The sequence below is a fragment of the Pseudomonas sp. P5_B2 genome, assembly GCF_056400445.1.
Genome location: NZ_JBFULH010000044.1, coordinates 1 through 20,402 on the forward strand (window position 1 = coordinate 1; position 20,402 = coordinate 20,402).

At 59.5% G+C, this 20,402-nt stretch carries 17 protein-coding genes and 2 pseudogenes; 13 read left to right on the plus strand and 6 right to left on the minus strand.

Annotation, left to right across the window (positions count from 1 at the left end):
* From AC1DRJ_RS07260 to gatC, 5 genes and pseudogenes are all read right to left on the minus strand, one after another.
* Positions 1-137: pseudogene (locus tag AC1DRJ_RS07260) on the minus strand (calcium/sodium antiporter); the annotation flags it as partial.
* 50 nt (positions 138-187) lie between these two features.
* Positions 188-562: a septal ring lytic transglycosylase RlpA family protein gene (locus AC1DRJ_RS07265; protein WP_477801504.1), complete on the minus strand. Its 375-nt coding sequence runs from the start codon at positions 560-562 to the stop codon at positions 188-190.
* 127 nt (positions 563-689) lie between these two features.
* Positions 690-2,135 (minus strand): Asp-tRNA(Asn)/Glu-tRNA(Gln) amidotransferase subunit GatB, encoded by a 1,446-nt coding sequence (gene gatB, locus AC1DRJ_RS07270; protein WP_477801505.1) that lies wholly within the window; start codon positions 2,133-2,135, stop codon positions 690-692.
* A gap of 10 nt (positions 2,136-2,145) precedes the next feature.
* On the minus strand, positions 2,146-3,597 hold the full coding sequence (gatA, locus tag AC1DRJ_RS07275) for an Asp-tRNA(Asn)/Glu-tRNA(Gln) amidotransferase subunit GatA (RefSeq protein ID WP_477801506.1): 1,452 nt from the start codon (positions 3,595-3,597) through the stop codon (positions 2,146-2,148).
* Positions 3,598-3,613: 16 nt separating this feature from the next.
* Entirely contained in the window at positions 3,614-3,901 is a 288-nt protein-coding gene (gatC, locus tag AC1DRJ_RS07280) for an Asp-tRNA(Asn)/Glu-tRNA(Gln) amidotransferase subunit GatC (protein WP_007901429.1), read from the minus strand.
* Between the two features lie 211 nt (positions 3,902-4,112).
* On the opposite strand from gatC, the gene mreB reads away from it, so the two are divergent.
* The 8 genes from mreB to tldD all read left to right on the plus strand — a co-directional run bounded on the left by mreB (position 4,113) and on the right by tldD (position 15,515).
* Positions 4,113-5,150, plus strand: a complete 1,038-nt coding sequence (gene mreB, locus AC1DRJ_RS07285; protein ID WP_477801507.1) for a rod shape-determining protein MreB — start codon at positions 4,113-4,115, stop codon at positions 5,148-5,150.
* A 191-nt stretch (positions 5,151-5,341) separates the two neighbouring features.
* Positions 5,342-6,448, plus strand: a complete 1,107-nt coding sequence (mreC, locus tag AC1DRJ_RS07290; RefSeq protein ID WP_477801517.1) for a rod shape-determining protein MreC — start codon at positions 5,342-5,344, stop codon at positions 6,446-6,448.
* Entirely contained in the window at positions 6,448-6,939 is a 492-nt protein-coding gene (gene mreD / locus AC1DRJ_RS07295) for a rod shape-determining protein MreD (RefSeq protein WP_477792129.1), read from the plus strand. The genes mreC and mreD overlap by 1 nt, the downstream gene beginning before the upstream one ends.
* 197 nt (positions 6,940-7,136) lie before the next feature.
* Positions 7,137-7,733: a Maf family protein gene (locus tag AC1DRJ_RS07300; RefSeq protein WP_477801508.1), complete on the plus strand. Its 597-nt coding sequence runs from the start codon at positions 7,137-7,139 to the stop codon at positions 7,731-7,733.
* Between the two features lie 57 nt (positions 7,734-7,790).
* Entirely contained in the window at positions 7,791-9,248 is a 1,458-nt protein-coding gene (gene rng, locus AC1DRJ_RS07305; protein WP_477801509.1) for a ribonuclease G, read from the plus strand.
* Positions 9,249-9,323: 75 nt separating this feature from the next.
* Positions 9,324-13,127 carry a YhdP family protein gene (locus AC1DRJ_RS07310; protein ID WP_477801510.1) on the plus strand — a complete coding sequence of 1,268 codons (3,804 nt, stop codon included), beginning with the start codon at positions 9,324-9,326 and terminating at the stop codon, positions 13,125-13,127.
* 78 nt (positions 13,128-13,205) lie between these two features.
* Positions 13,206-14,054, plus strand: a complete 849-nt coding sequence (locus AC1DRJ_RS07315; protein WP_477801511.1) for a carbon-nitrogen hydrolase family protein — start codon at positions 13,206-13,208, stop codon at positions 14,052-14,054.
* A gap of 18 nt (positions 14,055-14,072) precedes the next feature.
* Positions 14,073-15,515 carry a metalloprotease TldD gene (gene tldD / locus AC1DRJ_RS07320; protein ID WP_477801512.1) on the plus strand — a complete coding sequence of 481 codons (1,443 nt, stop codon included), beginning with the start codon at positions 14,073-14,075 and terminating at the stop codon, positions 15,513-15,515.
* Positions 15,516-15,565: 50 nt separating this feature from the next.
* Here tldD and yjgA read toward each other — a convergent pair whose 3' ends face one another.
* Positions 15,566-16,090: a ribosome biogenesis factor YjgA gene (yjgA, locus tag AC1DRJ_RS07325; RefSeq protein WP_054049927.1), complete on the minus strand. Its 525-nt coding sequence runs from the start codon at positions 16,088-16,090 to the stop codon at positions 15,566-15,568.
* A 107-nt stretch (positions 16,091-16,197) separates the two neighbouring features.
* On the opposite strand from yjgA, the gene pmbA reads away from it, so the two are divergent.
* The 5 genes and pseudogenes from pmbA to AC1DRJ_RS07350 all read left to right on the plus strand — a co-directional run.
* Positions 16,198-17,544, plus strand: coding sequence for a metalloprotease PmbA (gene pmbA, locus AC1DRJ_RS07330; RefSeq protein WP_477801513.1), 1,347 nt, complete (start codon positions 16,198-16,200; stop codon positions 17,542-17,544).
* A gap of 260 nt (positions 17,545-17,804) precedes the next feature.
* Positions 17,805-18,200, plus strand: a complete 396-nt coding sequence (locus AC1DRJ_RS07335; RefSeq protein ID WP_477801514.1) for a FagA protein — start codon at positions 17,805-17,807, stop codon at positions 18,198-18,200.
* Complete coding sequence (locus tag AC1DRJ_RS07340; RefSeq protein WP_477801515.1) at positions 18,193-19,569, plus strand: class II fumarate hydratase; 1,377 nt, start codon at positions 18,193-18,195, stop codon at positions 19,567-19,569. The genes AC1DRJ_RS07335 and AC1DRJ_RS07340 overlap by 8 nt, the downstream gene beginning before the upstream one ends.
* A 27-nt stretch (positions 19,570-19,596) precedes the next feature.
* Positions 19,597-20,031 carry a hypothetical protein gene (locus AC1DRJ_RS07345; protein ID WP_477801516.1) on the plus strand — a complete coding sequence of 145 codons (435 nt, stop codon included), beginning with the start codon at positions 19,597-19,599 and terminating at the stop codon, positions 20,029-20,031.
* 2 nt (positions 20,032-20,033) lie between these two features.
* Positions 20,034-20,402, plus strand: a pseudogene (locus AC1DRJ_RS07350) (ZIP family metal transporter); the annotation flags it as partial.

Here is a 20,402-nt window from a genome sequence, read left to right on the forward strand (position 1 = left end):
CTGCTGCCGAGGGCGACGATGGTCAGGCCGAGGATCAGCGGGCGCACATGCCACCGCGCCGCGAGGCGCACGGCGGCACGCACCATCAGTTCTGCGCCGAAGATCAGTAAAACCAGGCCGCTGAGCAATTCAATCACACTGATCAGGGGTAAATCGGCAAGTCCAAAAATGGGGGGTGCTCCGTCTGTCAGTCGTCGAGGGCTTGCACGCGAACCTTGGCAGTGCCGCTTTTGATCATGCCCAGGCGCTCGGCGGCTTCATGGGACAGATCGATCAGGCGTCCGCGGGTATGCGGCCCGCGATCGTTTATGCGGACCACGCAGGACTTGTCGTTGTTCAGATTGGTGACCTTCACCCGTGTGCCAAAGGGTAGCTGGCGATGGGCGGCGGTCATGGAGTTCTTGTTGAAACGTTCACCACTGGCGGTACGTTTGCCTTGGTGTTTGGCGCCGTAATAGGACGCGGTACCGGTTTTGTCGTAGCCGTGTGGATCGACCACATCGTTACTGGTGCAACCGGCCAGTAGAGCGAGCAGGGCGCAGGCGCTGAGCAGACGCTTCATTAGGTGACCCCATGATCGTTCCCACGCTCCGCGTGGGAATGCAGCCTGTGACGCTCCGCGTCACAAAAACGGACGCGGAGCGTCCAATGAGGCGTTCCCACGCGAAGCGTGGGAACGGTCACTGTGGTCAGCCTTCGAGCTTGCTTTTCAGCAGTTCGTTGACCTGTTGCGGGTTGGCCTTGCCTTTAGAGGCTTTCATGGCCTGGCCGACGAAGAAGCCGAACATTTTGCCGCGTTTGGCTTCGTCTGCCGCGCGGTACTGTTCAACCTGTTCGGCATTGGCCGCGAGCATCTCGTCCAGCACCGCCGAGATGGCGCCGCTGTCAGTCACTTGCTTGAGACCGCGCTTGTCGATGATCTCGTCCGCGCTGCCTTCGCCATTAGCCATCGCTTCGAACACCACCTTGGCGATCTTGCCGGAGATGGTGTTGTCCTTGATGCGCAGCAGCATGCCGCCCAGTTGCTCGGCGGAAACCGGCGACTGTTCGATGTCCAGGCCTTGCTTGTTGAGCAGGCTGCCCAACTCAACCATTACCCAGTTAGCCGCCAGTTTGGCGTCACCGCCGATGCTCGCGACTTTCTCGAAGTAATCGGCTTGCTCGCGGCTGGTCGCCAGCACGCTGGCGTCATAGACCGACAGACCGAATTGCTCCTGGAAACGCTCGCGTTTTTGCGGTGGCAATTCCGGCAGGGTGGCCCGCACGTCGTCGAGGAACGAGTCTTCGATGACCACTGGCAGCAGGTCCGGATCGGGGAAGTAACGGTAGTCGTTGGCTTCCTCTTTGCTGCGCATCGGACGGGTTTCGTCTTTGTTAGGATCGTACAGACGGGTCTGCTGGATCACTTTGCCGCCGTCTTCGATCAGCTCGATCTGACGCTGGACTTCGCTGTTGATCGCCTTCTCGATGAAGCGGAACGAGTTGACGTTCTTGATCTCGCAGCGAGTGCCGAACTCAACCTGGCCTTTCGGACGGATCGATACGTTGCAGTCGCAACGCAGTGAGCCTTCGGCCATGTTGCCGTCGCAGATGCCCAGGTAACGCACCAGCGCGTGGACGGTCTTGACGTAGGCCACGGCTTCCTTGGCGCTGCGCATGTCCGGCTCGGACACGATTTCCAGCAGTGGCGTGCCGGCACGGTTCAAGTCGATGCCGGTGGCACCGTTGAACTCTTCGTGCAGGCTTTTACCGGCGTCTTCTTCCAGGTGCGCACGGGTCACGCCGACACGTTTGATCGTGCCGTCTTCCATGGCGATGTCCAAGTGGCCCTTGCCGACGATCGGCAATTCCATCTGGCTGATCTGGTAGCCCTTGGGCAGGTCCGGGTAGAAATAGTTTTTACGGGCGAACACGTTGTGCTGGCCGATCTCGGCGTCAATCGCCAGACCGAACATCACCGCCATGCGTACCGCTTCCTGGTTCAGCACCGGCAGTACACCGGGCATGCCCAGGTCTACGAGGCTGGCCTGGGTGTTCGGCTCGGAACCGAAGGTGGTGGAACTACCGGAAAAGATTTTCGACCGGGTGGTGAGCTGGGTGTGAATCTCCAGCCCGATCACGACTTCCCATTGCATGTGTGTCTCCTCAGAAGCCGGTTGGGGTGCGAGTGTGCCAGTCAGTGTTCAACTGGTACTGGTGCGCAACATTGAGCAAGCGGCCTTCCTGGAAATACGGGGCGAGTAGTTGCACGCCGACCGGCAGACCATCGACGAAACCGGCTGGCATGGACAAGCCCGGCAGGCCGGCAAGGTTGGCGGTGATGGTGTAGACGTCTTCCAGGTACGCAGCGACCGGGTCGCTGTTCTTGGCGCCGAGCTTCCAGGCCGGGTTCGGCGTGGTTGGGCCGAGGATGATGTCGACCTCATTGAAGGCTGCCATGAAGTCGTTCTTGATCAAGCGACGAATCTTCTGGGCCTTGAGGTAGTAGGCGTCGTAGTAACCGGCCGACAGCGCGTAGGCGCCGACCATGATCCGGCGCTGCACTTCCGGGCCGAAACCTTCGCCACGGGAGCGCTTGTACAGGTCGATCAGGTCTTTCGGGTTTTCGCAGCGATGGCCGAAACGCACGCCGTCGAAACGCGACAGGTTGGACGAGGCTTCCGCCGGGGCGATCACGTAGTACGCAGGAATCGCGTGCTGCATGTTAGGCAGGCTGATTTCCTTGATCACGGCGCCGAGCTTTTTCAGCTCTTCAACGCTGGCCATGACCAGGTCGGCAATGCGCGGGTCGAGACCGGCGCTGAAGTATTCCTTTGGCACTCCGATGCGCAGGCCTTGCAGCGAGCCGTTGAGGCTGGCGCTGTAATCGGGCACAGGCTCGTCGATGCTGGTGGAGTCATTTGGATCGAAGCCGGCCATGCCTTGCAGCAAAATTGCACAATCTTCAGCCGTGCGCGCCATCGGGCCGCCCTGATCGAGGCTGGAGGCGTAGGCAATCATGCCCCAGCGTGAAACGCGACCGTACGTCGGTTTCAGGCCGGTGAGGTTGGTCAGTGCAGCCGGTTGGCGAATGGAGCCGCCGGTATCGGTACCGGTAGCCGCAGGCAACAGGCGCGCGGCAACCGCGGCGGCCGAACCACCGGACGAACCGCCAGGCACGTGTTCCAGGTTCCACGGGTTTTTCACCGGGCCGTAGTAGCTCGACTCGTTGGCCGACCCCATGGCGAATTCGTCCATGTTGGTCTTGCCCAGGGTCACGGTCCCGGCAGCGGCCAGCTTGGCAACGACGGTGGCGTCGTACGGTGCTTTAAAGTTGTCGAGCATCTTCGAGCCGCAGCTGGTGCGGATACCCTGGGTGCAGAACAGGTCTTTGTGCGCAATCGGCGCGCCGAGCAGGGCGCCGCTCTCACCGTTGGCGCGGCGTGCGTCAGCGGCTTTCGCCTGCTGGAGCGCCAGGTCTTCGGTGAGGCTGATGAAGCTGTTGAGCTGAGGATCGAGCTGCGCAATACGCGCCAGCAGGGTTTTGGTCAGCTCTTCGGAAGAAAACTTTTTTTCGGCGAGTCCGCGGGCGATCTCGGCCAGAGTCAATTGATGCATTGCAGGCTCTTTCCCTTTAGTCGATGACTTTCGGTACCAGGTACAGGCCGTTTTCGACCGCTGGTGCGATGGACTGATAGGCCTCGCGATGATTGGTCTCGGTCACGACGTCGGCACGCAGGCGCTGGCTGGCCTCCAGTGGGTGGGCCAGCGGTTCGATACCGTCGGTATTAACCGCCTGCATTTCGTCGACCAGGCCCAAAATGCTGTTCAGGGCCGAAGTGATGTGTGGAAGATCGGCATCATTGAGGCCAAGGCAGGCCAAATGAGCGATTTTTTCCACGTCGGAGCGTTCAAGCGCCATTGCGATTCTCCAGTGGAAAACAGAACGGACGGCGTCCGTGTGTTAGATTGTCTGAACACTACCGCATTTCTACGGTCATAAGGCCGCGATTGTGGGGGTTGGTGCACAGAAAAGCGGCCAATTTAACATATTGGCGCCTTGCCCAAAATCCCTGTCGTTGTTAGAGTTTGCCGCACTTTTTTACCCACGCGTTGCCTAGGGTCCCTTTCCCATGTTCAAGAAACTGCGTGGCATGTTTTCCAGCGATCTCTCCATTGACCTGGGCACTGCCAACACCCTTATTTACGTGCGCGAGCGCGGTATCGTCCTGAATGAGCCATCGGTTGTGGCTATTCGGACACACGGTAACCAGAAAAGTGTCGTTGCTGTCGGCACCGAAGCGAAGCGCATGCTCGGCCGAACGCCGGGTAACATTGCTGCCATTCGTCCGATGAAGGACGGCGTGATTGCCGATTTCAGCGTCTGCGAAAAGATGCTGCAATATTTTATCAACAAGGTTCACGAAAACAGCTTTCTGCAGCCTAGCCCTCGTGTGCTGATCTGCGTTCCGTGCAAATCCACCCAGGTTGAGCGTCGTGCCATCCGTGAATCGGCGCTTGGTGCCGGTGCTCGTGAAGTGTTCCTGATCGAAGAGCCAATGGCTGCTGCGATCGGTGCCGGCCTCCCGGTTGAAGAAGCACGCGGTTCGATGGTGGTCGATATCGGTGGTGGTACCACTGAAATCGCGCTGATCTCCCTGAACGGTGTGGTTTACGCCGAATCCGTACGAGTTGGCGGCGACCGCTTCGACGAAGCGATCATCACCTACGTGCGTCGCAACTATGGCAGCCTGATCGGCGAATCCACCGCTGAGCGTATCAAACAGGAAATCGGTACGGCTTACCCTGGCGGCGAATTGCGTGAAGTCGACGTGCGTGGCCGTAACCTGGCCGAAGGCGTTCCACGTGCTTTCACCCTGAACTCCAATGAAGTGCTGGAAGCTCTGCAAGAGTCCCTGGCCACCATCGTTCAGGCGGTGAAAAGTGCACTGGAGCAGTCGCCTCCGGAGCTGGCATCCGATATCGCCGAGCGCGGCCTGGTACTGACCGGTGGTGGCGCCTTGCTGCGTGACCTCGACAAGTTGCTGGCCCAGGAAACAGGACTGCCGGTGATCGTCGCCGAAGACCCGCTGACCTGCGTTGCTCGCGGCGGTGGCCGTGCGTTGGAAATGATGGATAAACACACCATGGACCTGCTTTCCAGCGAGTGATCTCGCCGGTTGCATCTATGCTGTTGGCGCGCAGGCAGCACTTTTGCAGTGCTGCCTGTTGGCGTTTATCTTCTGTCAGTCTGCATCCAGGCCGGTTTGATGCCGTATGAATAAAGAGAACATTTGCCTGGGAGGAGCGGCTTATTAAACCGCTTTTCACCAAAGGGCCTTCACTGGGCGTGCGCTTGTTGGTGCTGGTCGTGCTATCGGTCGCGCTGATGGTGGTCGATGCCCGCTTCACACTGCTCAAGCCAGTGCGTAGCCAGATGTCGCTGGTGCTGATGCAGTCTTACTGGATCACCGACCTGCCGCAGCGGCTATGGCAGGGTGTGGCCAGCCAATTTGGCAGCCGTACCGAACTCGTCGCGGAAAACGAAAAACTCAAGACCGAAAACCTGCTGTTGCAGGGGCGCATGCAGAAGCTTGCCGCCCTCACCGAGCAGAACGTTCGGCTGCGCGAGTTGCTCAACTCGTCCGCACTGGTCAACGAGAAGGTCGAAGTGGCCGAGTTGATCGGCATGGACCCGAACCCCTTCACCCATCGCATCATCATCAACAAAGGTGAGCGCGACGGTGTAGTCCTCGGTCAGCCGGTGCTCGATGCACGTGGCCTGATGGGGCAGGTGGTCGAGTTGATGCCCTATACCTCCCGCGTATTGCTGCTGACCGACACCACCCACAGCATTCCTGTGCAGGTGAACCGTAACGGTTTGCGGGCGATTGCCAGCGGCACCGGCAACCCGGAGCGCCTTGAGTTGCGTCACGTAGCCGATACCGCCGATATCAAGGAAGGTGATCTGTTGGTTAGCTCCGGCCTTGGTCAGCGGTTCCCGGCGGGTTACCCGGTGGCGACGGTCAAGGAAGTGATTCACGACTCCGGACAACCGTTTGCCATCGTTCGCGCTGTACCGACTGCCGCGTTGAACCGCAGCCGTTATTTGCTGCTGGTGTATAGCGACGGCCGCACGGCCGAAGAGCGCGCCAACGAAGCAGCCCAGGCGCAAGAAGCACTGGATCAGCACGGCGGTGGCCCGATCATTCCGGCGACTGTCTCCAAACCGGTTTATGTGACGCCCGCTGCACCGGTTGCACCTGCTGTTGCGCCGGCCGCACCGGTTGCCCCTGCTGCCCCGGCTACCGCCACTCCAGCCAAGCCTGCTGCTGCGAAACCTGGCGCTAAAAAGCCGCCGGAGGCTGCACCTGCGGCCGCTAAACCGCCGGCAACGCCGCCTGCCGTCGTGAAGCCTGCTGCCAAACCGCCTGTCCCCGCGCCGGCTACCACTGGGAGACAAGAATAATGGTCGGTGTCAAAGCCTCCCGAAACGGCTGGATGGTCTGGGTGACGTTTGCTGTTGGCCTGTTGCTCAGCGTCTCGCCGTTGCCGCAATTCATGGAAATTCTCCGCCCGCTGTGGCTGGCTTTGCTGCTCGCGTTCTGGGCACTGGCCCTGCCGCAAAAAGTCGGCATGCTCACGGCGTGGTGCCTGGGGCTGGCTGAAGACGTGCTTTATGGCACGTTGCTTGGCCAGAATGCGCTGATCCTGACGTTGATCACCTTCCTGGTGCTGTCGCTGCAACAACGCTTGCGCATGTTCCCTATGTGGCAACAGAGCCTGGTGATCCTGGTAATCTTCGGCCTCGCGCAGCTTGTTCAATTATGGCTGAGTGCCTTGACTGGTAATCGTCAACCAACCCTGGCGCTGGTTCTGCCGGCCCTGGTCAGTGCGTTGTTGTGGCCCTGGGTCAGCTACGGTTTGCGTGGTCTGCGTCGGCGCTACAAAATCAACTAATTCGGTCAGGCATTTGCCGGTGCCTTGCCTCGCAAATACGTTCCCTTTTTTGGCGAATAGCTGTTGTTGCCAGACAAGGCGCCGCGACGAGTCATAGCTCGCTATGGCGAGGAGCGGCAACGCAGTATGGCTGCAACAGACGCCGCCAAAAAGGAACAGTATTTGTGGGGCAGGGCACTAAACAGGGAGATGTCTTGATGAAACAGCTGTACCTCGCCTCAGGCTCGCCGCGTCGGCGTGAACTGCTCACGCAGATTGGCGTGCCGTTCTGCGCCATCAGCGCGGACATCGATGAAACCCCTTTGTCTCAAGAATCCCCGTCGGCCTATGTCGAGCGCCTGGCGCGCGGCAAGGCCGAGGCCGGGCGAAGCGCTGTCGTGTCCGATGCGGATTTTTGCGTGCTGGGGGCCGATACGGCGGTAGTGCTGGACGGGAAAATACTTGGCAAACCGGTGGACGAAGCCCAAGCGTGCGCCATGCTTATGCTGTTGGCCGACCGTGAGCATGAAGTATTGACCGCCGTCGCCGTACTCGACGCAGAACGCTGCGAGTCTCGGGTGGTGCGCAGTCTGGTGCGGTTTCGCAACATCAGTCGCGAAGAAGCGGCAGCCTATTGGGCCAGCCGTGAGCCTCGCGACAAGGCGGGTGGCTACGGAATTCAGGGACTGGGTGCGATATTTGTTGCCGGGCTCAACGGCAGTTACTCGGCTGTGGTCGGGTTGCCGCTGTGCGAAACAGCAGAACTTCTCAACCATTTCGGCATACCCTGTTGGCAAACACTTAACGCGCGCTGAGCGTCGTACTGACAAGATGCAGCCATTATCGTGAATACGCCTGAACGAGACCCTGCCATGAGTGAAGAGATTCTGATCAACATCACGCCGATGGAATCGCGCGTGGCGGTGGTCGAAAACGGTGTTCTGCAAGAGGTCCACGTCGAGCGAACGCAAAAGCGCGGAATCGTCGGCAACATTTATAAAGGCAAAGTCGTACGGGTTTTGCCAGGCATGCAGGCTGCGTTCGTCGACATCGGTCTGGACCGCGCAGCGTTTATTCACGCCTCGGAAATTTCCCTGCGCGAAGGTCCGGTCGTCGAAAGCATCAGTGCCCTGGTGCATGAAGGCCAGAGCCTCGTGGTTCAGGTCACCAAGGACCCGATCGGCTCAAAAGGCGCACGTCTGACGACTCAGCTGTCGATTCCATCGCGTTATCTGGTGTATATGCCGCGTACCGCTCATGTCGGTATTTCGCTGAAGATCGAAGACGAGGCCGAGCGCGAACGTCTCAAGCAGGTGGTCACCGATTGCGTGGCCAAAGAAGGCATCATCGAGGCGGGCGGTTTCATTTTGCGCACCGCGGCCGAAGGGGCGGGTGCCGATGAGATTCTCATGGACATCCGCTACCTGCGCCGGCTCTGGGATCAGATCAACGAACAGATCAAAACCATCGGTGCACCGAGTGTGATCTACGAAGACCTCGGGCTGGCGTTGCGGACCTTGCGCGACCTGGTGAGCCCGAAGATCGAGAAGATCCGTATCGACTCCCGGGAAACCTTCCAGAAAACCACGCAGTTCGTCGCCGAACTCATGCCGGAAATCGCCGATCGCCTGGAACACTATCCGGGTGAGCGGCCTATTTTCGATTTGTATGGCGTTGAAGACGAAATCCAGAAAGCCCTGGAACGTAAAGTCCCGCTCAAGTCCGGCGGTTACCTGGTGGTCGATCCGGCGGAAGCCATGAGCACCATTGACGTCAACACCGGGGCTTTTGTCGGCCATCGCAATCTTGAAGAAACCATCTTCAAGACCAACCTCGAAGCAGCCACCGCCATTGCCCGTCAGTTGCGCCTGCGCAATCTTGGCGGGATCATCATCATCGACTTCATTGACATGGAAGACGAGGAGCACCAACGCCAGGTACTGCGCACGCTCGAAAAGCAACTGGAACGCGACCACGCCAAAACCAACATCATCGGCATTACCGAGTTGGGCTTGGTGCAGATGACCCGCAAACGCACCCGTGAAAGTCTTGAGCAGGTACTGTGTGAACCGTGCAGTAGCTGCCAGGGGCGAGGCAAGCTGAAGACGCCGGAAACGGTCTGCTACGAAATTTTTCGAGAAATCCTCCGCGAGGCACGCGCCTATCAAGCGGAAGGCTATCGTGTATTGGCGAACCAGAAAGTTGTCGACCGATTGCTCGATGAAGAGTCAGGTAATGTTGCCGAACTGGAAGGATTTATCGGACGCACCATTCGGTTCCAGGTGGAAACCATGTATTCCCAGGAACAATACGACGTGGTGTTGCTCTGAATCGCTGTATTTCATCCTTACTAGAACGGCTGGCCTCAGCTTTTTGCTGCAATTTTGCCATGGGAGCCACCTGACATGGAGCGTCTGACACGCATTTTGGTCGAATTGACCCGCTGGGGTCTGGGCCTGTGCGCGTTGGTATTGGTGCTGATGGCGCTGTACGTCAGCCTTGGCCGTGAACTGACGCCTCTGGTGGCCGAATACACTACAGAAGCCGAAACCAAAGCCAGCGAAGCCTTGGGCATGCCGTTGAAAATCGGCAAGCTGGAAGGTAACTGGAGTGGTTTTGCGCCGATCTTGCTGGCTCATGACGTGACAGTCGGTGAGGGCGCCAATGCCCTGCGCCTGGACCAGGTCCGTGCGGTGCCGGACCTGTTGGATAGTTTATTGACTCGCCAGGTGCGCATCGCTCATCTGGAACTCAACGGCCTGAAGATCAGCCTCAAGGAAGGCGAAGACGGGAAGTGGGCGCTTGAAGGTTTACCGGTGCAGAAGGATCAGCCGCTTGATCCTGAACAGCTGCTCAACCGCCTGCAGATGGTCAAGCAGTTGTCGGTGATTGACAGTCAGGTGACCTTGCAACCACTCGATCATCCGCCGCTGACCCTGACCTACGTAGGCCTGAATCTGAAAGTCGGTGCTGCCCGCCAGCGCCTTGATGCCCGTTTGACCTTGCCTGACGGCCAGCCGGTCGCCATGAGCGTGCGCACCCATATCCGCGCCAGTGAATGGCGCGACGGTGAAGCCGAGGCTTACCTGAGCCTGCCGCAAAGTGATTGGTCGAAGTGGCTGCCCGAGCGACTCACCAAACAATGGAATTTCTCCGAGATCAAGGCCGGTGGCGAGCTCTGGGCCAATTGGGGGCAAGGCACACTGCAAAGCGCTGCAATCCGCTTGAACGCACTGCAGCTCAAAGGGGCTTACGCCGAACGTAAGCCGATCCAGATCAACAATCTGGCGCTCACCGGCTATTTTCAGCGCAGCGCGGAAGGCGTCGTGGTGACGCTGGCCCCCCTGGCCATGACCTTCGGCGAGACGCGCTGGGAATCTCATCTGCAACTCACACAAACTTCAGCTACCGACAAGGTCGAAGAACTCTGGCACTTGCAAGCCGACCGCCTCGACCTCACCCCGCTTACGCCGCTGCTGAACGCCTTGGGTCCACTGCCGGAAGGGGTTGCCACGGCGGTCGAAAAGCTCAAGGTGACTGGCGGGTTGCGCAATGTGCTCATCGACTTTAAACCCAAGGCCACCGACGACAGCAAGTTCAGCTTCGCCGCGAATCTCGACCGGGTAGGTTTTGATGCCTATTACGGCGCACCGGCGGCGCGAAATGTCAGCGGCAGCATCAGCGGTGACCTTGGCAAGGGCGAACTGCGCATGGACAGCAAGGACTTTGTCCTGCACCTGACCCCCATTTTCGCCAAGCCATGGCAATACATTCAGGCCAACGCGACGCTGACCTGGAAGCTCGACAAGGAAGGCTTCACTCTGATCTCGCCATACCTCAAGGTGCTCGGCGAAGAGGGCAAGATTGCCGGTGACTTCCTGATTCGCCTGCGTTTCGATCCCGCTGAGGATGATTACATGGACCTGCGGGTCGGCATGGTCGATGGGGACGGTCGTTACACCGCCAAGTACCTGCCGACAATGCTCAGCCCGGCGCTGGACGAATGGCTGCGTACGGCGATTATCAAAGGCGCGGTGGACGAAGGTTTCTTCCAGTATCAGGGGTCGCTGAAATCGGGCGCGGGTGATACCGACCGCAGCATCAGCCTGTTCTTCAAGGTGCACGATGCCGAGTTGGCTTTCCAGCCGGGCTGGCCGCATGTCAGCAAGGTCACGGGCGATGTGTTTGTTGAAGACAGTGGCGTGCGGGTTCTGGCCAGCAAGGGCCAGTTGCTCGACACCCAGGTTAGCGATATTTATGTCGATATTCCCCATGTGCCTGATGGGAAAACCGTCCATCTGTTCCTCGACGGTGGATTTGCCGGTGGCTTGCGCGATGGCCTGAAGATTCTTCAGGAAGCGCCGATAGGCACCGCGGCAGCTTTCGCCGGTTGGGACGGTGAGGGTGATCTACAGGGCAAAGTGAAGTTGGATATTCCGTTCGCCAAAGGCGAGCTGCCGAAGATTATCGTCGAATTCAAGACCGCCAAGGCGCGTCTGAAAATGGCTGAACCCGTGCTGGAGTTTACTCAACTCAAGGGCGATTTCCGCTTTGACAGTACCAAGGGATTGAGCGGGCAGCAGATCAGCGCTCGCGTCTTTGATAAGCCTGTCACTGCGCAGATTTTCGCCGATGGCAATGCGGGTAATCTCAAGACACGCGTCACGGCTACCGGTCAGGTAGAGGTCAAAAAGCTAACTGACTGGTTGCAAGTGACTCAGCCGGTACCGGTTACCGGGGTGATTCCGTATGAGCTGGAACTGAACCTGGCCGGTACTGACAGTCAGTTGATGGTCAACTCCTGCCTCAAGGGCGCGACAGTCGACCTACCGGCTCCGTTCGGCCTGACGGCCGGTACGTGCCGCGACACGTCGTTTCGCATGACCTTGCAAGGTCCGGAGCGGCGCTACTGGGTCAATTATGGTCAGTTGGCGAACTTAACGTATGCAGCACCGAACGGCAATATTGCCGGGGGGCGCGGTGAGCTGTTCCTCGGTGGTGGCGAGGCCGTATTGCCCGATGTCAAAGGTCTGCGGGTGCGGGGCGTGCTGTCGGAGCTGAATGTCGGCCCGTGGAAGGATTTGGTGGACAAGTATGCCGGCCAGGTTTCGGGCGACAATGCCAAACAGTTGCTCAGCAGTGCGGACTTCAAGGTTGGCAAGCTCAGTGCTCTGGGCGCCACCCTCGATCAAGCTTCTGTGCAGCTGAACCGAAAGCCCGCCAGTTGGGCGTTGCAACTCGACAGTCAACAGGTCAAAGGCACCGTCGGTGTTCCGGATGCCAAAGGCGCCCCCATCACGGTTAATCTGCAATACATACGCCTGCCCGCAGCCGATCCCAAGGTAGTGACCGACGAGAACGCACCAGATCCATTGGTTACGGTGGACCCGGCAAAGATTCCCGCACTGGACATCACCATCAATCAGCTGTTTCTGGGGCCGGATCTGGTGGGCGGCTGGTCAATGAAAATCCGTCCGACCGCGAAGGGTATTGCGCTCAATACACTGGACATGGGCCTCAAGGGGATTCTGTTGCAAGGCAGTGGCGGCTGGGAAGGCGCGCCTGGTAGCACCAACAGTTGGTACAAGGGGCGGATCAGCGGTAAGAACCTCGCCGATGTGCTCAAAGGCTGGGGCTTTGCGCCGAGTGTCACCAGTGAAAAATTTCATATGGACGTTGACGGTCGCTGGCCCGGTTCGCCGGCCTGGCTGGCCAGCAAGCGTTTCTCCGGCACTCTTGATGCAACGCTCACCAAGGGCGAGATTGTTGAGGTCGATGCCAGTGCCCAGGCCCTGAAAGTCTTCGGCCTGCTTAATTTCAATTCCATCGGTCGACGCTTGCGCCTGGACTTTTCCGACTTGTTTGGCAAAGGCCTTAGTTATGACCAGGTCAAAGGTGTGCTAGTCGGGACCAATGGCGTCTACGTCACCCGTGAACCGATCCGGATGACTGGTCCGTCCACCAACATTGAACTCAATGGCACCTTGAATCTGGTGGGTGATCAGATTGACGCGAAGTTGCTGGTGAGTTTGCCGGTGGCCACTAACTTGCCGATCGCGGCGTTGATTGTTGGCGCTCCGGCGGTCGGCGGTGCGCTGTTCCTGATCGACAAACTGATGGGTGACCGCATGTCCCGTTTTGCCAGTGTGCAATACAACGTCAAAGGCCCGTGGAAAGATCCGAAAATCACCTTCGACAAGCCTTTTTGAAAAGCCACGTCTTACGCTGATGGAGTAGCATGACGCAGGTCTTGCAGCTGGCGGACACTTCTCAAGTAAGGAAAGACCATGTCGGTAGCGGTGATTCAAATGGTCAGCCAGAGCGACGTGCTGGCCAATCTGGCTCAGGCACGCCGGCTGCTTGAGCAGGCGGCGGCAGGCGGTGCGCAACTCGCCGTCCTACCGGAAAACTTCGCCGCGATGGGCCGTCGCGACATCGCCGACATCGGCCGTGCCGAAGCGTTGGGCGACGGCCCGATCCTGCCATGGTTGAAACAGACCGCCCTCGACCTCAAGTTATGGATAGTCGCCGGCACGTTGCCGTTGCCGCCGGTGGATCAACCTACAGCGAAAGTGCATGCCTGCTCGCTATTGGTGAATGATCACGGCGAGACGGTGGCGCGCTACGACAAGCTGCATTTGTTCGACGTGGACGTGGCGGACAATCGGGGGCGTTATCGCGAGTCCGATGACTATGCTTATGGCAGTAGGGTGGTGGTGGCGGATACACCGGTCGGTCGAGTCGGACTGACGGTGTGTTATGACCTGCGCTTCCCGGAGCTGTACAGCGAATTACGCGCTGCCGGAGCGGAGCTGATTACCGCGCCGTCGGCGTTTACCGCGGTGACCGGTGCAGCGCATTGGGATGTGCTGATTCGCGCCCGCGCCATCGAGACGCAATGTTATGTGCTGGCGGCCGCCCAGGGTGGGATTCATCCGGGGCCGCGAGAAACCTGGGGACATGCCGCAATCATCGACCCCTGGGGCCGGGTGCTGGCGCAACAGGATCAAGGCGAGGCCGTGCTGCTGGCCGAACGCGATAGCAGCGAACAGGCGTCCATCCGGGCGCGGATGCCGGTGTCCAGTCACCGGCGCTTTTTCTCGCAGGGCGCTCAGCGACCTGCCTCAGAACGATGAATTTAAGGCGTAAAGCATATGAGCGAGTTGTTGTCCTCAGTCAGTGAACACCTCCTGGCGCCCGGCGGCGTAACGATCGAGAGTCTGCAAGGCGTACTCGGCGATCTGGCCGGCCCGGGCATCGATGCCGCCGACCTGTATTTCCAGGGGCAGATTTCCGAGTCCTGGGCACTGGAAGACGGGATCGTCAAGGAAGGCAGCTTCAACCTCGACCAAGGCGTCGGCGTGCGCGCGCAGTCGGGTGAAAAAACCGGTTTTGCCTACAGCAACGCCATCACCCTGGAAGCCCTCGGCGCAGCGGCCCGTGCCGCGCGTTCAATCTCCCGCGCCGGGCAGAATGGAACGGTGCAGGCGTTCACCACGCAGGACGTCGCCCAATTGTATGGGCCGGATAACCCGCTGGAAGTGATGTCCCGCGCCGAGAAAGTCGAACTTCTCAAACGCATCGATGCCGCCACTCGCGCCCTCGACACACGTATCCAGCAAGTGACCGTGAGCATGGCTGGTGTCTGGGAGCGTATCCTCGTCGCGTCCACTGATGGCAGCCTGGCCGCCGATGTGCGGCCGCTGGTGCGTTTCAATGTGAGCGTGATCGTCGAGCAAAACGGTCGCCGCGAGCGCGGCGGTCATGGCGGCGGCGGCCGTACCGATTACCGTTATTTTCTCGGTGACGACCGCGCCATGGGCTACGCCCGTGAAGCGCTGCGTCAGGCACTGGTCAACCTGGAAGCCATTCCTGCGCCGGCCGGTACGTTGCCGGTGGTGTTGGGTTCCGGCTGGTCCGGCGTACTGCTTCACGAAGCGGTCGGCCACGGTCTGGAAGGCGACTTCAACCGCAAGGGCAGTTCTGCCTACAGCGGACGCATGGGCGAAATGGTTGCGTCAAAACTGTGCACCATCGTCGATGACGGGACATTGGCAGGTCGACGCGGCTCGCTTAACGTCGATGACGAAGGCACCCCGACCCAGTGCACCACGCTAATCGAAAACGGCGTACTCAAAGGCTATATGCAGGACAAGCTTAACGCCCGCCTGATGGGCGTGGCCCGTACCGGCAACGGCCGACGTGAGTCCTATGCGCACCTGCCAATGCCACGCATGACCAACACCTACATGCTAGCGGGCGAAAGCGATCCGGCAGAAATCATCGCCTCGGTTAAGCGCGGCATCTACTGCGCCAACCTCGGTGGCGGCCAGGTGGACATCACCAGCGGCAAGTTCGTGTTCTCCACCAGCGAAGCGTATCTGATCGAAGACGGCAAGATTACTGCGCCGGTCAAAGGCGCGACGTTGATCGGCAACGGTCCGGAAGCCATGAGCAAGGTGTCGATGGTCGGTAACGATCTGGCGCTGGACAGCGGCGTAGGGACGTGTGGCAAGGATGGGCAGTCGGTGCCGGTGGGTGTCGGCCAGCCAACGCTGAAAATAGACGCGATCACTGTGGGTGGCACAGGATCGTAAGAAAGGATGGAGCTTCGGGTGAACCGCGTGCGGCTCACCCGATTCGGGACTTAACGCAGACCGCGTTGAGTCTCGTCCAGCTCACGGATGTACTTGAAGATTTTACGGCTCGATGCCGGTGGCTTGTTGGTCGCCAATTCGTGCTGGGCCTGACGGATCAGGGAGCGCAATTGCTGACGATCAGCCTCCGGGTAGTCGAGCACGAACTTCTCCAGGACTGCATCGTCGCCTGCGATCAAGCGATCGCGCCAGCGTTCCAGACCATGGAAACGTTCGTTGTACTGCCGGGTGGAGGCATCGAGTTGATCGAGCAACATCAGAATGGCGTCAGTGTCCTGATCGCGCATCAGTTTGCCGATGAACATAAGGTGCCGTTTACGCGCGATATTCGCGGTGTGCTTGGGCGCATCGGCCAAGGCCCGGCGCATAGCGTCGGTCAATGGCAGTTTTGCCAGCAAGTCAGGCTTGAGTGTTGTAAGGCGCTCGCCAAGGTCAACCAGAGCATGAAGCTCGCGTTTAACCTGGGATTTGCTTTTTTCTCCCGTATCGAGGGAGTCGTCGTAAGAATCAACCATGGTGGCCGTCCGCAAAGAAACGCCGCCATGATAACCAGTCGGGGGCCGCTTGTCCGGCCCGGTCGCTCGAAGGCCATACCGAAAGCAGAATTTGAGTGGAGAACAGCATGAGTGCAGTTGAAAGCGTCGGCCCACAAGCGTTGCCGGCACTGCAAGAACAAGTCGAGCAGATCATCGCTGAAGCCAAGCGTCAGGGCGCCAGCGCCTGCGAAGTCGCCGTGTCCCTGGAGCAAGGCCTGTCCACTTCGGTGCGCCAGCGTGAGGTCGAAACCGTCGAGTTCAACCGTGATCAGGGCTTTGGCATCACCTTATACGTTGGCCAGCGCAAAGGCTCGGCCAGTACCTCGGCGAGTGGTCCTGACGCGATACGCGAAACCGTCGCGGCGGCGCTGGCCATCGCCAAACACACTTCCGAAGATGAGGCCTCGGGCCTGGCTGATGCTGCGTTGATGGCTCGCGATCTGCAGGATTTCGACCTGTTCCATCAATGGGATATCACCCCGGAGCAAGCCATCGAACAAGCGCTGGCCTGCGAAGCTGCCGCGTTTGCCACCGACAGCCGGATCAAGAATGCCGACGGCACCACGCTCAGCACCCATCAGGGTTGCCGCGTGTATGGCAACAGCCACGGGTTTATCGGCGGCTACGCGTCAACCCGCCACAGCCTGAGCTGCGTGATGATCGCCGAGGCCGATGGCCAGATGCAGCGCGATTACTGGTACGACGTGAACCGTCAGGGAAATTTGCTGGCTGACCCGGTGAGCATCGGCCAACGGGCCGCGCAACGGGCGGCGAGCCGTCTGGGTGCGCGTCCGGTGCCGACCTGCGAAGTGCCAGTGCTGTTTTCCGCTGAACTGGCCGGTGGTTTGTTCGGCAGTTTCCTGTCGGCCATTTCCGGCGGAAGTCTGTATCGCAAGTCCTCGTTCCTGGAGGGCACGCTGGGTCAGAAGCTGTTCCCGGAATGGTTGACCATCGATGAGCGTCCGCATTTGATGCGCGCCATGGGCAGTTCCGCATTCGATGGCGATGGCCTGGCCACTTACGCCAAACCGTTCGTCGAAAAGGGTGAGTTGGTCTCCTACATCCTCGGTACGTACTCCGGGCGCAAGCTGGGGATGCCAAGCACTGCCAACGCCGGCGGCGTGCACAACCTGTTCGTCACCCATGGAGATGAAGATCAGGCCGCGTTGTTGCGCCGCATGGGGCGTGGCTTGTTGGTCACAGAGCTGATGGGCCAAGGCCTGAACATGGTCACCGGCGATTATTCCCGTGGCGCGGCGGGTTTCTGGGTCGAGAACGGTGAGATCCAGTTCGCGGTGCAGGAAGTCACCATTGCCGGCAACATGCGGGACATGTTCAAACAGATCGTTGCGGTCGGTAATGACCTGGAATTGCGCAGCAACATTCGCACGGGGTCGGTGCTGATCGAGCGGATGACGGTAGCGGGTAGCTAAACCTTACCGCTTCAAAAAAGGCGTGCCATCCCATTGGATGGCGCGCCTTTTTTATGCGCCTTGCATAGACCCCCCTGTAGGAGCCGCTTGCTCGCGATAGCGGAGTGTGAGTCAACATAGTTGGTGGATGTTTCACCGCTATCGTCGGAACGCTGCCCGGAGCCGGCTCGCTCCCACAATGAGATCCGCGCAATTCGCGGGGTTGTTTTGGTTCTCATTATCATCTAATAATAAATCTCATTACCGAACGAGCCCGGATCATGAGTTCTGCCTTGCACGAGCAGTCGTACCTCGAAAACTGGCGCTGGATGAGTCGTCAGATCCGTTGCGCGATGGACCCCGACGAGCCACGCCTGATCGAGCATTACCTGGCTGAAGGCCGGTATCTGGCCTGTTGCACGGCAACATCTCCATGGACTATCGCTGAAACCTCTTTGCGTTTGCTGCTCGATACCGCCGCCGACGTCGCGCTGCCGTGGCATTGGCGGACCTATTGCCTGGATCAGGCATGGCGTCCACTGCGCGAACTCGAACGCCTGTCGCGGTGCCAATGCCGCCTCAAGCGCTGGCAACGCTACACCTGGCAAATGGCGACCTGCCAATTGCAACCCTCGATTCCCCTCATAGAACTGATGCAAGGATTCCACGATGAGTAAAACTCGTATCGAACGCGACAGCATGGGCGAGCTTCAGGTGCCGGTGGACGCGCTCTATGGCGCACAGACCCAGCGCGCGGTGGATAACTTCCCGATCAGCGGCAAACCGATGCCTGTGCAGTTTATCCGCGCGTTAATACTGGCCAAGGCCGCCGCCGCCCGTGCCAACGTTGAGCTGCAACAAATCAGCGAAGCCCAAGGCAATGCCATCGTCGAGGCGGCCTTGGGCTTACTCAATAGCGACTTCATGCAGCACTTTCCGGTGGATATCTTCCAGACCGGCTCCGGCACCAGTTCGAACATGAACGCCAACGAAGTGATCGCCACCTTGGCCAGCCGTGTACTCGGCGAGCCAGTGAACCCCAACGATCACGTTAATTGCGGCCAGAGCAGCAACGACATCATCCCAACGACTATCCACGTCAGCGCAGCGCTGGCGTTGCATGAACAGTTGCTGCCGGCGCTGGTGCGTCTGGTGCAGGTGATCGAGCTCAAGGCCGAGCAGGTTCATCACCACGTCAAAACCGGCCGCACCCATTTGATGGATGCCATGCCGGTGCGCATGAGCCAAGTGCTTAATGGTTGGGCGCAACAGCTCAAGGCCAACCTCGGTCATCTGCACGATTTGCTGCCGAGTCTGCAATCGTTGGCGCAGGGCGGCACGGCGGTGGGCACTGGAATCAACGCTCATCCCGAGTTCGCCGCGCGCTTCAGCCAACAGTTGAGCGAGCTGACCCCTGTTCAATTCACCCCCGGCACCGACCTGTTTGCGCTGATCGGCTCTCAGGACACTGCCGTTGCAGTCTCCGGGCAGCTCAAAGCCACGGCGGTGTCCTTGATGAAGATTGCCAACGACCTGCGCTGGATGAATTCCGGGCCTCTGGCCGGTCTTGGCGAAATCGAGCTCGAAGCCTTGCAGCCTGGCTCTTCGATCATGCCGGGCAAGGTCAACCCGGTGATCCCGGAAGCCACCGCGATGGTCGCCGCTCAGGTGATTGGCAACGATACCGTCATCACCATTGCCGGTCAGTCGGGCAATTTCGAACTGAACGTCATGCTGCCGATCATCGCCCAGAACCTGCTAAGCAGCATCGAATTGCTGGCCAACTCCAGCCATCTGCTGGGTGAGAAAGCGATCGCCAGCTTCAAGGTCAATGAAGTAAGGCTCAAGGAAGCGTTGTCGCGCAACCCGATTCTGGTGACGGCACTCAATCCGATCATCGGTTACCAAAAAGCCGCCGAAATCGCCAAGAAGGCTTATCAACAAGGCCGGCCGGTGATCGACGTTGCGCTGGAACATACCGACCTGACACGCAGCCAGCTTGAGGTTTTGCTGGACCCTGAAAAACTCACCGCAGGCGGCGTGTAACTACCGCAACCGCTTTGGAGGCACACCATGGAGCACTGGAAACGCACGATCGAACGGGCAAATCGCTGCTTCATGTTGGGCGAATACGTCGATGCCCGCGAGGCTTACTTGCAAGCTCTGGCCCTGGCTCAAGTGTTGTTCGAGCGCTGGGTGGATGCCGACGAAGCGGTGGCGGCCTGTGTGATTTCCCATCACAACCTGGCGGACCTGCATTTGCGTCTGAACCAGCCGGAGGAGAGCGCAGAGTATTTGTGCGCGATCCATCAGCGGTTATTGCAGGCCATGCAGGATCCGCGTCTGGCGCCAGCCCTGCGCAATGCCGCACTGCGCCAGAGCAGCAAAACCTATGTCGAGCTGCTGAATTTCATCAGCGAACATGGCGAGTACCCGCGTACTGACCGCCTACTGCTCCGCAAGTCTGTCGTGGCGGCGCCTTTACATCATGGAGTTCAACAAGGCTGACTATGGGCACTGAAACACTGGCGATCGGAAGTGGACGAATGTTTCGTTACGCATTGGGATCGCTGTTGCTGCTGGCGGGTATGACATTGCTGGTCAGCCATGGGTTGGCGTGGCTGGACCTCGAACCGAGGTTGTCACGTGCGCTGCAAGGCGGGGCGATTTGCGCCTTGGGTACTGCGTTGGGGGCGGTGCCGGTACTGGTGATTCGGCAGATGCCTCAGCGGGTGAGCGACACCTTGCTCGGTTTCGGTGCCGGGGTAATGCTTGCCGCGACGGCGTTCTCGTTGATCGTTCCGGCCATTTCCGCTGCTGAACGTCTGGGGCTGATGCCCTGGGCGGCCAGCGGTCTGATCAGCTTCGGCATCATGCTG

Bases quoted from the DNA above. Each gene is read 5' to 3' on its own strand.
- AC1DRJ_RS07265 (WP_477801504.1), bottom strand. From the start codon at position 562: ATGAAGCGTCTGCTCAGCGCCTGCGCCCTGCTCGCTCTACTGGCCGGT.
- gatB (WP_477801505.1), bottom strand. From the start codon at position 2,135: ATGCAATGGGAAGTCGTGATCGGGCTGGAGATTCACACCCAGCTCACC.
- gatA (WP_477801506.1), bottom strand. From the start codon at position 3,597: ATGCATCAATTGACTCTGGCCGAGATCGCCCGCGGACTCGCCGAAAAA.
- gatC (WP_007901429.1), bottom strand. From the start codon at position 3,901: ATGGCGCTTGAACGCTCCGACGTGGAAAAAATCGCTCATTTGGCCTGC.
- mreB (WP_477801507.1), top strand. From the start codon at position 4,113: ATGTTCAAGAAACTGCGTGGCATGTTTTCCAGCGATCTCTCCATTGAC.
- mreD (WP_477792129.1), top strand. From the start codon at position 6,448: ATGGTCGGTGTCAAAGCCTCCCGAAACGGCTGGATGGTCTGGGTGACG.
- AC1DRJ_RS07300 (WP_477801508.1), top strand. From the start codon at position 7,137: ATGAAACAGCTGTACCTCGCCTCAGGCTCGCCGCGTCGGCGTGAACTG.
- rng (WP_477801509.1), top strand. From the start codon at position 7,791: ATGAGTGAAGAGATTCTGATCAACATCACGCCGATGGAATCGCGCGTG.
- AC1DRJ_RS07310 (WP_477801510.1), top strand. From the start codon at position 9,324: ATGGAGCGTCTGACACGCATTTTGGTCGAATTGACCCGCTGGGGTCTG.
- AC1DRJ_RS07315 (WP_477801511.1), top strand. From the start codon at position 13,206: ATGTCGGTAGCGGTGATTCAAATGGTCAGCCAGAGCGACGTGCTGGCC.
- tldD (WP_477801512.1), top strand. From the start codon at position 14,073: ATGAGCGAGTTGTTGTCCTCAGTCAGTGAACACCTCCTGGCGCCCGGC.
- yjgA (WP_054049927.1), bottom strand. From the start codon at position 16,090: ATGGTTGATTCTTACGACGACTCCCTCGATACGGGAGAAAAAAGCAAA.
- pmbA (WP_477801513.1), top strand. From the start codon at position 16,198: ATGAGTGCAGTTGAAAGCGTCGGCCCACAAGCGTTGCCGGCACTGCAA.
- AC1DRJ_RS07335 (WP_477801514.1), top strand. From the start codon at position 17,805: ATGAGTTCTGCCTTGCACGAGCAGTCGTACCTCGAAAACTGGCGCTGG.
- AC1DRJ_RS07340 (WP_477801515.1), top strand. From the start codon at position 18,193: ATGAGTAAAACTCGTATCGAACGCGACAGCATGGGCGAGCTTCAGGTG.
- AC1DRJ_RS07345 (WP_477801516.1), top strand. From the start codon at position 19,597: ATGGAGCACTGGAAACGCACGATCGAACGGGCAAATCGCTGCTTCATG.